Source organism: Cohnella sp. GbtcB17 (genome assembly GCF_019091135.1).
In the GTDB taxonomy this organism is placed as follows: domain Bacteria; phylum Bacillota; class Bacilli; order Paenibacillales; family Paenibacillaceae; genus Cohnella.
In genome coordinates this window covers 19,150-31,698 of record NZ_JAGXJW010000008.1, presented here as the reverse complement: position 1 = coordinate 31,698, position 12,549 = coordinate 19,150, and the positions used below count along the sequence as shown (strand labels likewise).

At 62.1% G+C, this 12,549-nt stretch carries 8 protein-coding genes; 5 read left to right on the top strand and 3 right to left on the bottom strand.

The window, feature by feature from the left end; all coding sequences use genetic code 11:
- Positions 1 to 239 precede the first annotated feature (239 nt).
- Positions 240 to 2,900, bottom strand: a complete 2,661-nt coding sequence (locus KVT38_RS06090; protein WP_217592803.1) for a winged helix-turn-helix domain-containing protein — start codon at positions 2,898 to 2,900, stop codon at positions 240 to 242.
- Between the two features lie 182 nt (positions 2,901 to 3,082).
- On the opposite strand from KVT38_RS06090, the gene KVT38_RS06085 reads away from it, so the two are divergent.
- On the top strand, positions 3,083 to 5,770 hold the full coding sequence (locus KVT38_RS06085) for an S-layer homology domain-containing protein (RefSeq protein ID WP_217592802.1): 2,688 nt from the start codon (positions 3,083 to 3,085) through the stop codon (positions 5,768 to 5,770).
- 172 nt (positions 5,771 to 5,942) lie between these two features.
- Positions 5,943 to 6,626, top strand: a complete 684-nt coding sequence (locus KVT38_RS06080; RefSeq protein WP_217592801.1) for a queuosine precursor transporter — start codon at positions 5,943 to 5,945, stop codon at positions 6,624 to 6,626.
- Positions 6,627 to 6,702: 76 nt separating this feature from the next.
- Here the strand turns inward: KVT38_RS06080 and KVT38_RS06075 are convergent, their stop codons facing one another.
- Together KVT38_RS06075 and KVT38_RS06070 are read right to left on the bottom strand one after the other, a co-directional pair.
- Positions 6,703 to 7,698 (bottom strand): acrylyl-CoA reductase family protein, encoded by a 996-nt coding sequence (locus KVT38_RS06075; protein ID WP_217592800.1) that lies wholly within the window; start codon positions 7,696 to 7,698, stop codon positions 6,703 to 6,705.
- A 99-nt stretch (positions 7,699 to 7,797) separates the two neighbouring features.
- On the bottom strand, positions 7,798 to 8,418 hold the full coding sequence (locus tag KVT38_RS06070; RefSeq protein WP_217592799.1) for a peroxiredoxin family protein: 621 nt from the start codon (positions 8,416 to 8,418) through the stop codon (positions 7,798 to 7,800).
- 286 nt (positions 8,419 to 8,704) lie between these two features.
- On the opposite strand from KVT38_RS06070, the gene KVT38_RS06065 reads away from it, so the two are divergent.
- The 3 genes from KVT38_RS06065 to KVT38_RS06055 all read left to right on the top strand — a co-directional run bounded on the left by KVT38_RS06065 (position 8,705) and on the right by KVT38_RS06055 (position 12,460).
- Positions 8,705 to 9,952 carry an MFS transporter gene (locus KVT38_RS06065; protein ID WP_217592798.1) on the top strand — a complete coding sequence of 416 codons (1,248 nt, stop codon included), beginning with the start codon at positions 8,705 to 8,707 and terminating at the stop codon, positions 9,950 to 9,952.
- A 624-nt stretch (positions 9,953 to 10,576) separates the two neighbouring features.
- Positions 10,577 to 11,545 (top strand): ABC transporter permease, encoded by a 969-nt coding sequence (locus KVT38_RS06060; protein ID WP_217592797.1) that lies wholly within the window; start codon positions 10,577 to 10,579, stop codon positions 11,543 to 11,545.
- 18 nt (positions 11,546 to 11,563) lie between these two features.
- Entirely contained in the window at positions 11,564 to 12,460 is an 897-nt protein-coding gene (locus KVT38_RS06055; protein ID WP_254639036.1) for a carbohydrate ABC transporter permease, read from the top strand.
- Positions 12,461 to 12,549: the final 89 nt, after the last annotated feature.

Below are 12,549 nucleotides of genomic sequence, written 5' to 3'. Positions count from 1 at the left end.
CTCTACGAGAGGGGGTGGCACCCGCCCGCGTCAAAAAAGGCGGATCGCCTTCTGTACGAGAGGGGATGGCGCCCGCCCGCGTCAAAAAAGGCGGATCGCCTTCTCAACGAGAGGGGATGGCGCCCGCCCGCGGCAAAAAAGGCGGATCGCCTTCTCAACGAGAGGGGATGGCGCCCGCCCGCGTCAAAATAGGCGCATCGCCTTCTGTACGAGAGGGGATGGCGCCCGCCCAAACGACCTTAATCCAGCAGCCGCAGTTCCCGCGCGCGGCTGAGCGCCTGCGTCCGCGACGAGACGCCGAGCTTGGCGTACACGCGGCTCAGGTACACCTTCACCGTGCCCTCCGTCAATTGGAGCTTCGCGGCCGATTCGCGGTTCGTCGCGCCGCGATCGAGCTCCTGCAGCAGCGCGAGCTCTTTGTCCGTGAGCGGCTCGATCAGCCGCTCGCCGTCTTGACCTTCCCCGGCCGTAGCAGCGCCTGCCGCTTCGAGCTCGGCCTCCAGCCTGGCGACGAGACCGTCCACGTACGCCGCCGGGACACCGCCATTGGCCCCTTCGCCGGCTAGCGTCCCGCCAACGGCCGGCGCTTCCTCTCCGATCGCGCCGTCTCGCAGCCGCTGCGCGCGGTACGCCCGTAGCAGCGCCAGCATCGGCTTGCCTTCGCCGGTGAAGCTGCGCACATACCCGTTCGCCGAGCCTGCGGCGAGCGCCTCGTGCAGCCGGTCCAGGCCCGCTTCGCGCCGGCCGCGCTGCCATTCGAGCAAGGCGCGCAGCACCGCCGCATCCACCATCGTGATGAGGCTGCGTTCGCGAGCGCCAAGCGCGGCGAGTCCTTCCAGCAGCTTCAGCGCCTCCTTCTCCTTGCGCCTTGCGCCCAGCAGTCTGGCAAGCGTCATATACTCCGTTTCCCGATACAACGCAGGGGCGTCGGCGGGCGAGACGCCGGTCCGCCTCAGGAGCCGCTCGGCGCCGGCGAGGTCGCCTGCGGCCAGCGCGAAGCGTGCTTCGTACGCCGCCAGCGGCATCTCCCATCGCGGCTCGTCCCAGTCGCGGGCCGTCGCCGCCGTCGCTTGCAGCAGCGTCCGCGCTTCTTCGCCCCGCCCGCGAGCCTGAAGGCATCGGGCCATCGTGATCCGGCACGGGACGTACAGACCCGCGCACCGTTTCAGATAGGCAACCGACTCGACCTCCTTCAGCAGCGCCTCCGACTCCGTCAGCCAGTCCCATTCAAAGTAGCCTTCTGCAACGGATTGAAGCACGTATTGCGAAAACAGCGATTGCTTCCATCCATGGGCGTTCATGATGTCGACCATGCGCAAGGCGATGACATTCGTATTCGGCGGGATCGCGCCGTTTAACCCGAACAGCGTACGTCTGACCAGCGGCTCGCTGCGGTTGTAGTTCAAGTTGTAAAACAGCGGGCTTTCCGGCAGCATATCCGGAATGCGGTCGGCGTACTTCAACCATTGGTCATAGTCGCCGGTAGAGAAGGCATAGTTGACTTTGACGAAAAACAGGCCGCTCTGCAATTGGCCGCGCCGTTCGTCGTCGGGCAGTGCATGAATGTCCCGCTCGAGCGAGATCAGCACGGCTTCGGCGGCAGGATACTGACCGGTGACGACAAGCGCGAACGCGCGAAGCAAATGCATCTCGGCAGGCAGCGACGAAGGCGAGATGGCTTCCATCCAGCGCAGCAGCGTCGAAAATTCGCCGCGCCCCAGCACGCCGTACAGATGACGCTGCAGCAGCTCCGCGGCCAGCTCGTCGTTGCCCCCCTGGATGGCCTGCTCCATCGCTTCGTCGTGGAGACCGAGCTCGCTGAATCGCAGCGCCGCGATGCGCGAGAGCTGCCGCGCGCGCGCAGGCTCCTCGCGAAGCAGCTGTTCCTTCAGCACGTCGCGGAAAATATGGTGGTATCTGTACCAGACGCCGCCATCGTCCAGCGGGACGAGGAACAGGTTGCGCCTGCGGAGCTCGCCCAGCATGCCGGCTCCGTCGTCGCGGCCCGTCAAAGCGTCGCATGTGCCGGCATCGAACCGCTCGGGTACGGACGTGTCGAGCAGAAAGCGCCGCAAATCGCCGGGCAACCGGGTCAGCACCTCTTCCGCCAAATACGCCATAATGTTGTCGTGGCTGCCCGCCGTTTGTCCGGTCGGCCGATCCAGCGTCCGAAGGTCGTTGCTATCGAGCGAAACGGACAGCAGCTGCACGATCGCCGCCCAGCCTTCCGTCCAAGCCATGATGCGGTCGACCTGCTCCGTCGTCAGGCTGAGCTTGGCCGTATGCTCGCAGAACCGGCGCGTCTCGTCGGCGGTGAAGGTTAATTCGCCGCCGGCGATCTCGGTGCTCTGCCCGCGCGCGCGCCACTTCGCGGCTTTGACCGGCGGCTGCGCGCGGCTCGCGAGGATCAGGTGCGCGCCGTCGGGCAGATGATCGATAAAGTAGGCGAGGCTATCGTGAATTCGCTCATCGTGAACGGCATGGTAGTCGTCCAGTGCGAGCGCGAGACGCTGACCCGTCCGCGCGCAAAAGTCGTCTATTTCCAAAAGGAGCATGTCCATCATCGTCTCGCGCGAGACGTTCGGGTATGCGTCGAGAAGCGGAAGCGCCCGCTGCGGAAGTTCGGAGACGACAGCGCCGATCGATCGGATGAAGTAACGCCAGAACTTGGCCGGATCGTTATCCGTGTCGTCCAGCGACAGCCATGCCGCGGGCTCCGTCCGTTCCGTCAGAAACTGGGCGAGCAGTGTCGTCTTGCCGAAGCCAGCCGGCGCGACAAGCAGCGTCAGTCGGCCGCGGACGGCGCTCTCCATGCGGTCGAGCAGTCTCGTGCGGACGACGCCGTCGCGGCGAACGGGAGGAATGCGTATTTTTGTTCGCAAAATGAGATCGGAAGGCAAGCAGCATACCTCGATTCGACACGTTCGGTGTCATTTCTATACTTTCTAAAAAGTATTCGGCGCGCGTGCGTCATATCCTTTTGACAGATGCTGTCGAAAGTTAACGAAAGTAAATCGAATTTTCTCCGGCTTCTCTGGTAGGATAGGCACCTGACGAAGTATCTAAGGAGAGGATGATCCAAGTGGTATGGGGAAAAAGGATCAGGCTGCCGGCGCTCGCGCTCGCCGTGTCCATGCTTGGTGCGGGTTGGGGAGGTGCGGCTTGGGCTGCCGGGCTCCCGAGTCACTGGGCCCAGGACACACTGAACGCCTGGGTGAATAAAGGTTGGCTGGCGGGAGGCGGGAACGGCGGGCTGCAGCCGGATCAACCGATCACGCGCGCGGAATTCGCGACGCTCGCAGTCCGTGCCTTCGGGCTGCAAGCCGGCGGTGCGGGCGCGGGCAAATATAGCGACGTCCGCGAGGGGAGCTGGTACGCGGGCGCGATCTACGCGGCAGCCGGCGCGGGCATTCTGTCGGGCTATCCCGACGGCACGATTCGCCCGTCCCGCAGCGTCACGCGGGAAGAAGCGGCGGTCGTGCTCGCGAAGCTGGACGGTTTGTCTGAAACGGAGGCTGTTGAACCGCCGTTTTCGGATGCCGCCGATCTCCGGTCGTGGAGCAGGGCGTCCGTCGGTTCGGCCGTTTATTCGAAGCTGCTCGGCGGCTATCCCGACGGCACGTTCCGGCCGGCTAAGGCGATGACCCGCGCCGAAGCAATCGTGGCGCTGGACAAGGCCTGGGCGCTGCGCGAGCGGACGCGCACAATCGTATACGACAAGGCAGGCGTTTACGGTCCTGCCGAAGGCACGCAGGAGATCGCCGGCAGCGTATCGATCGCCGCGCCGGGCGTGACGCTGCGCAACACGGTCGTCCGCGGCGATCTGACGATCGGCGCCGAGGTCGGCGAGGGCGACGCGCAGCTTGAAGGCGTGACCGTCGACGGGAAGCTGACCGTCGCAGGAGGCGGCGAACACAGCGTGCACCTGACGAACGCCAAGCTGGGACAAGTCGTCGTGAACAAGCTGGCCGGCAAGCTGCGACTCGTGCTGGAGGGCTCGACGTTCATTTCGCAGCTTGATTTCCGCACGCAAGGTTCGCTTGTCGTGCCCCCGGGCTCGTCCGTAGGCAGCCTGAACGTTTTCGCGATCCTATTCGTTACAGGCTCGGGCAACATCGGCAATGCCCACCTGTTCGTATCCGGCTCGTCGTTCGAACATAAGCCAGGTACCATTGAGCGCGAAGCGGGCGTACTGCTCCAAGGTGAGACCGGCTCGAGCGGCGGAAGCGCATCGCCCGGCGGACCTGCGCAGACCCCTGCGCCAACACCAACGCCGTCGCCAAGCGAGAAGCCAAGCCCGACGCCATCGCCGAGCGAAGAGCCGAGCCCATCGCCGTCGCCGAGCGCGGACCCGAGTCCGTCGCCGTCGCCATCGCCGAGCGAAGAGCCGAGTCCGTCGCCATCGCCAAGCGAAGAGCCAAGCCCGTCGCCGTCGCCGAGCGAGGAGCCGAGCCCATCGCCATCGCCAAGCACTTACCCAAGCCCGTCGCCATCGCCAAGCGCGGAACCGAGCCCATCGCCGTCGCCGAGCGCAGACCCGAGCCCGACACCGTCTCCTACCGGAGAGCCAAGCCCATCGCCGTCGCCAAGCGCGGAGCCAAGCCCATCGCCGTCGCCAAGCGCGGACCCGAGCCCGACACCGTCTCCTACCGGAGAGCCAAGCCCGTCGCCGTCGCCGAGCGAGGAGCCGAGCCCGACACCGTCTCCTACCGGAGAGCCAAGCCCGTCGCCGTCGCCAAGCGCAGACCCGAGCCCGACACCGTCGCCAAGCGCGGACCCGAGCCCAACACCGTCGCCTAGCGAAGAGCCGACGCCGGGGCCGATCATTACCGGCGTAAAAGACGGAACAACCTATACGGCCGCCGTTACGCCCGAGCTCGGAGACGACAGCGATATAGCGTCAGTCGAACTGACCAAGGACGGAGAACTCGTTGCAGACTTTGAGCTTGGCGGCGAGCTGTCGGAAAGCGGGAATTACGTGCTCACTGTCGCCAATGCGGCCGGAGAAACGACCGTCGTCCATTTCAAGCTTGCGGCCGACGTGAAGCTCAGCGTCAACGATTACGACTATACGATGTTCGAGGGAATATTGACGGTGCAGGTTCATATCGACAATCAAGGTCTTGACCTTCAAAACGCGGTGAACGGCATCGAAATGACATTGCCGCACTTCGACGGGGACGAGCTTGAAGTGGATTATGAATATCCAGGCGTATCCGACTGGTTCTACTTGGCGAGAGTCGCGGGAACCGACCGCTTTATCGGCCATTACCCGCAGACGCCGTATTCGCTTCAGCCCGGCATCCAATTCGACATTAGCTATACCGTCTATATCGATCCGTCCATGGAAGACCGGGATTTGTCGTTAAAGGCCTGGATTTCCGACGCGGAAGCGCAGTCCGAGGAAGATGCGTTGTTCAAGCTGGAGCCCGTCTCTATTCCTTTGGAAGCCGATTCGCTGGGGCCGATCTCCGATCTTGCCGTAGAAGGCGGTCAAGCGAACGAGGCTTCGACGGTAACCTTAACGTTCAGCGAACCGGTCGGCGAGACCACTTACGGGATCGAATATGACGACGGCTCATTCGGTTACTTTACGTACTACAATTTTGATGATTTAGAACCGGACACGAATCGGGTGACGATTAAAAACCTTAAACCCGGACGGAGTTACCAGTTCCGGCTGGTCGTCTTCGACGGCTACAATAAAGGAAGATCGAACGTCGTGGAATATACGACGCCGGATCTTCCGCCGCTCGAGCCGAACGAATAAGCCGCGCGGCCACTGTCGTATCCGGCTGTCGAGAATGCCTTAGGGCATCCCCGGCAGCCGGATTTTTTAGCTGGCGGGCTCGTGTCGCTGTGCTATAATGGTAGGCATTGCTCCGGGACACGGAGCCGCGGTTCGAGACCTCCCGCGTCATCAAAACTAGGAGGAAGTCCATATGTTCAACCTGCTCTGGGGCGTGGGATTCGTCGCGGTCAACTTCGCGCTGTTCCTCGTCTGCTACCGCCTGTTCGGCAAGAACGGGCTGTACACCTGGATCGGCGCGGCGACGCTGCTCGCGAACATCCAGGTCGTCAAGACGATCGAGATTTTCGGCATCGTCATGACGCTCGGCAACACCATTTACGCCACGATCTACCTCACCACCGACCTGCTAAACGAGAAGTACGGGGAAAAGGAAGCGCGGAAGGCGGTCTGGTTCGGCTTTTTCACGATGATTATGTCGCTGATCATTATGCAGATGGTGCTTCACTTCAAGTCCGGCGCAGAGGACTTCAGCCAAGACGCGCTGCAGACCATCTTCGGCACGACGCCGCGAATCGTGCTCGGCAGCCTGTGCGCGTACTTCGTCAGCCAGTTCCTGGACGTTCGCATTTTCAGCCGGCTGAAGGTCGCCTATCCGAACCGGTCCCAGCTGTGGATCCGCAACAACGGCAGCACGGGGCTCAGCCAGCTCGTCGATACGCTCATTTTCAGCTCGATCGCTTTTATCGGCCTGTATCCCTGGGACGTCTGGTGGGAGATCGCGATCACGACCTACGTGCTCAAGTTTGTCATCTCCGCCGCGTCGACGCCGGTCATCTATCTGGCGCGCAGCTTCAAGTTCGCGGACGAACGATAGACTCATCATATAAAAAAGGAAAGCCGGACACGGATCGATTTCGCGCGCGGCTTTTCTTTTTTCGTCGTGCCTGCGGTCACAGCTTCGCGATGACGCGGCCGCGCATCTCGCCGCGCAGGATGGCGCGGAGCGCGTCCGGCAGCTGTTCGAGCGTCGCTTCGCTCGCGATCGCGTCCAGCAGTCCGGCCGGTTTGAGATCGCCGGCCATGCGTTCCCAGACGCGCAGCCGTTCAGGCATCGGGCAGAGCACCGAATCGATGCCGAGCAGCTTCACGCCGCGCAGGATGAACGGGTAGACGTTCGCGGTGAAATCCGCGCCGCCCGTGAACCCGCTCAGCGCGACGCCGCCCCCGTAGCGGACGTTACCGAGCACGTCCCGCAGCGCTGGGCCTCCGACCGGATCCACGACGCCGGCCCAGCGCTCGCGCGCGATCGCCTTGCCCTCCGGCATGCGCAGCGCCTCCGGCGGCAGGAGCTCGCTCGCGCCAAGCCCGCGCAGAAAGGCCTGCGCCTCGGCGTCGGCCTTGCGCGAGCTGGCCGCCACCTCGTAGCCGAGGCCGGCCAGCATCGAGACCGCGATGCTGCCGACGCCGCCGGGCGCGCCTGTCACCAGCACGGGACCTTGTCCGGGCGCGAGGCCGGCCGCCCCCAATCGCAGCACCGACAGCGCGGCGGTGAAGCCCGCCGTGCCGAACGCCATCGCCTCCCGCGCCGTAAGGCCTGCAGGCAGAGGGACGACCCAGTCGGCCGGCACCTGCGCCAGCTCGGCATAGCCGCCGTCCGCGGATACGCCGAGGCCGTAGCCGGTGACGAGCACCGGGTCGCCTTCGCGGAATCGTGCGTCCTTCGAAGCCGCGACCGTGCCGGCAAGGTCGATGCCCGGCACATGCGGATAGCGCTTGACGACGTTGCCGCGCGGGCTGGCCGCGAGCGCATCCTTATAGTTCACGCTGGAGTACGCGACCCGAATGCGCACAAAGCCGTCCTGCAAAGATGGCATTTCCAATCGTTCGACCGAGGCAAGCACCTCTTCGCCGCTTGATCTCGCTACCAAAGCCCGATATTGCTCCATATCGCATGCCTCCCCGGCGATCATTATCCTTCATTATTAACCCGCCGGGGGACAGGTTGCAAGACCGTTGCGGCGTCGGTGCTGGGCGATCCTATCGGACTAACCTTTTCCCGTCGGCTTGAGCAGCGCCTCGAGCCGCAGCGCGAACGCTTCCTCGTCGAGCGCGCCGAGCGCTTCGTCCGCGACGACGCCTTGCGCATCGATGAACAGCGTCGTCGGAATCGGCCGAATGCGGTAGAGCTCTCCGACGGTGCCCAGCCTGTCGAGCAACACGGGGAACGAGAACCTTTGCTCCGTAGCGAAGGTTCTCGCGGCGGCTTCGTCGTCGGAGGCCGTTAGGTTGACGGCAACGACGGTCGCTTGCTCTTTATAACGCGCCTCCGTCTTGACGAGTGCCGCAGCTTCTTCTTTGCAAGGGCCGCACCATGAAGCCCAGAAGTTCAGGACGACGGGTTTGCCCCGATAGTCGGACAACGAATGCGTGACGCCGCCCAGGTCTTCCAACGAAAAATCCGGTGCCATGGCCAAAAGCTTGGGCGCCGCGGGACGGGCCGAGAGGGAGACGCTTCGGACGGCGGCTTCGTTCGTTTGTTCCCCCCGGACGGGCGCTTCGCTGCTTTGTCCGGCTTGCGCGGGTCCGCGGTGCAGCAGCAGCCATGCCACCGCAGCCGTCACGAAGACGGCGAGCATCACCCAATCGCGAATCACTTGCTTGTGCACGATATGCCAAACCTCCCGGTGTCGCAATCATAAAGGACGTCCCCGCAGACAAACACGCAGGAGCGCCACATTAGTCAATATGTCCGCTTCCGACGGCGGCAATCCCTCGGATGCAGCCAGAATGACTGCTCTTATCGGCCAGGAAGGCTGCTCTTATAATGAAGCGTGTCCGTTCAAAATGCGTTATTCCGATGGCCCCGATCGATATTGTTCGCTTGACTTCGCGGGCTGCGGCTCCTAAACTTTAATCTCATCAAACGGAAAATCCCGAAAGAAGGAATCATTCATGGCATCCACCGCATCGACGCGCGCCGAGCCGGGCAGCGCCCGCGACGCCTCGCTCGCCGTCATGCCCGTGCTGCTCTGCATCAGCTTCGTTCATATGATGAACGATTCGATGCAAGCGGTCGTCCCGGCGATGTTCACCGTCCTCGAAAAGTCGCTCAGCCTCTCGTTCGCCCAGGTGGGCTGGATCACGTTCGCGCTCAATATGACGTCATCCGTCATGCAGCCGGTCGTCGGTTCCTATACGGACAAGACCGCACGGCCTTACCTGCTGCCGCTCGGGATGTGCCTCAGCCTCGTCGGCATGGTCGGCATCGCCTTCGCGCCGGCATTCTGGAGCGTGCTGCTAGCGGTCATGTTCATCGGTCTCGGCTCGTCCATCTTCCACCCTGAAGGTTCGCGCGTCGTCTACTTCGCAGCGGGCGGCAAGCGGGGGCTCGCCCAATCGATCTACCAGGTCGGCGGCAATGCAGGCAGCTCGCTCGCGCCGCTCATGGCAGCGGCGATCTTTATCCCGTTCGGTCAGCACGGCGCGATCTGGGGGACGCTGTTCGCGGCATTCGCCATCGCCGCCTTGATGTGGCTGACGCCGTGGTACAAGAAGCAACTGACCGCCTGGAAAGAACGAAGCGCCGCGGCGAGCGCCAAGCGCAAGGCGGGCGGGGGAGCCGTCGCCGAGCTGACGAACCATCCGCGCGCGCTGTTCGCCATGACGCTGCTCGTCTTCATCGTCTTCGGCCGTTCCTGGTACCACTCGGGGATCAGCGGGTTTTACCAGTTTTACCTGATCGATCACTACGGTTTATCCAAGTCGTCCGCGCAGATCCCGCTGTTCCTGTTCCTCGCTACGGGCGTGGCGGGCACCTTCTTCGGCGGCGTCATGGCGGACCGGATCGGGCTGAAAAAAATGATCGTGCTCTCGATCGTCGGCGCCTTGCCGTTTTCGCTCGCACTGCCGTACGTGCCGCTGTGGGCCGTCTATCCGGTCATCGCGATCATGGGCTTCATCCTGTTGTCCGGCTTCTCGGTCGCCGTCGTCTACGCGCAGCACCTGCTGCCGACCAAAGTCGGCATGGCCTCCGGCCTCACGACCGGCCTCGCCTTCGGCATGGGCGCCATCGGCGCAGTCGTGCTCGGCAAAGCCGCCGACGTCTACGGCATGTCCGAGGTCATGCGCACGATCGGCATCCTGCCGGTCGTCGGCTTCCTGGCCATGCTGCTGCCGTCCGACCGCAAACGCGCCGCTTAGTTTAAAGGATTGCCGGCACCCATATCTTCGCCGATTCGCGGAGGGGGGTGCCTCTTTGCATCCGCCTGCTGCTTGCGTCACCTTCTGTTCGCCATAACGAAAAAAGTTCCGCTACCGCACCCGCAAACCGCCATTCACCCGCCATAAAGGAAAAAAGTTCCGCTACCGCACCCGCAAACCGCCTCCTTATACGCGGCATCTGGCCAATTTTACGCGCGCGAGGGATATGGGAAAGAGGGGGCGCCGACCGTATACAGAATTCCATCCTGAACAAAGGGGATACCGTTAAAACGGCGGAAAAACGGATATCTACATAACCGGAATCGAGGAGCGACTAGGCAAACGTATGGGCGGGGTTAGAAATTCGTTTACAGTCGGCAGAATTTCGTTCGATGTCTCGCGACAGCTGTCACAAACGCTAAAACCGTTTTGTATCCCCTTACATTGGCTGCGCTAGCTACAATAAGAAGTGTAGAAGAGAGGGAAAGGCTCCGGCAGCCGACGAATGGAAAACGATTTCCGGCCATTCGCGAGACGCTGCGCCACTTCGTTCCCTCGCAAGCCAGTCGGCCGTCAAGGCTGAAGCCGCAGGCGGCGCCTTGCCACCCCAGAAGGAGGAATTTTATGAATTCGGCTGCCGGCACCTCGCCGCATCCTCAGACCGTCGCTCAGCCAGTCTCGCGAAGACGCGGCATTACGGAACGTTACCGATTGTTTTTGTATGCGCTTCCTTTCCTTGTGCTCGTATTCGTGTTCAGCTATATGCCGCTGTACGGCTGGATTTACTCGCTTTACAACTATCGTCCCGGCTTCAAGCTGAGCGACACGCCGTTCGTCGGCCTGCAGTGGTTCCGCTCGATCTTCGCCAACCCCACGCAGACGCAAGAAGTGCTGCGGGTCATGAAAAACACCGTCGCCATGAGCGCCCTTGGCATTCTGACCTCGGTGCTGCCGGTCGCCTTCGCGATCCTGCTGTCGGAGATCCGGTCGATGCGCTTCAAGAAGACGGTACAGATCCTGACGACGCTGCCGAACTTCATCAGCTGGGTGCTCGTTTATGCAATCGCCTTCATGATGTTTAACGTGGATAACGGACTCATCAACAAGCTCATGATCGAGCTCGGCTTCCAGGACCGCGGCTTCAACTACCTGGCGAACGACAGCCATACCTGGCTCGCCATGATCCTATGGGCCACCTGGAAAGGGCTCGGCTGGGGCGCGATCATGTACATCGCCGCTATCACCGGCATCGACCAGGAGCAGTACGATGCCGCGAAGGTCGACGGCGCGGGCCGCTTCCGCCAAATGTGGAACATCACAGTGCCGGGCATCATGCCGACGTACTTCGTGCTGCTGCTGCTCTCGATCGCCAACTTCATCAACAATGGGATGGAGCAATACTTCGTTTTTCAAAACCCGATCAACAAGGACCACATCGAAGTGCTCGACCTCTACGTTTACAACACGGGCATGCTCGGCACCAATTTCTCGTTCGCGACGGCCGTCAGCATGCTGAAGTCGATCATCAGCATCGCGCTGCTGTTCTTCGCCAACCGGCTGTCGAAGTGGGTCCGCGGCGAATCGATCATCTAAGCAAAGGAGGAGCCGAACTTGAAGATCCGCAGTTCGACCGGCGATAAAGTGTTTCACACATTTAACTACCTGTTCTTCGCCATCTTCACGCTGCTGTGCCTGTTCCCGTTCTACTACCTGTTCATCAACACGATCAGCAGCAACGACCTCAGCTCGAGAGGGCTCGTCATGTGGTACCCGAAGGAGATTCACTTCAACAACTACCTTCAGGTGCTGAAGCTTAAAGGCCTGTCGCAGGCCGCCATCGTCTCCGTCGGACGCACGGTTATCGGGACGCTGGCGACGGTCGCAGGCTCCGCGTTTCTCGGCTACATTTTCACCAAGCGCAAGATGTGGGCCCGCACGTTCTGGTACCGGTTCATCATGATCACGATGTACTTCAACGCGGGCATCATTCCGTGGTACGTCATCATGCTGAAGCTGCACATGACGAACAACTTCATGGCATACATCTTGCCGATGATCGTCTCGCCGTTCTACGTGATCCTGGTCAAAACGTTCGTCGAGTCGCTGCCGGAGGTGCTTCAGGAGTCGGCAGAGATGGACGGCGCAGGGACGATGACGCTGTTCTTCCGCATTATTCTGCCGCTCATCATGCCGATCGCCGCCACCATCGCCATCTTCTCCGCTGTGACGCAATGGAACTCCTTTATCGACACTGTGTTCCTCATGACCGACCAGAAGTATTACACGCTCCAGTTCGTGCTCTACAAGTATTTGAACGAGTCCAACTCGCTCGCAGCCATCATCCGCAGCAGCGGGGGCGCAGCCAACGTCGACTTGTCCAAGATGCAGACGGCCACCTCGATCCGCACAACCGTCTCGATGATCGTCGTCATTCCGATCCTGTTCGTATATCCTTTCTTCCAGCGGTTTTTCGTCAAAGGCATCATGATCGGCGCAGTCAAGGGCTGAGTCCGAACGACGGCTCGACGCTCCGGCGGGTTCATTTTAAGGAGGTGAGTCCGGAGCCCGCGATGTGACCGGAACGACAGACCGCAGAC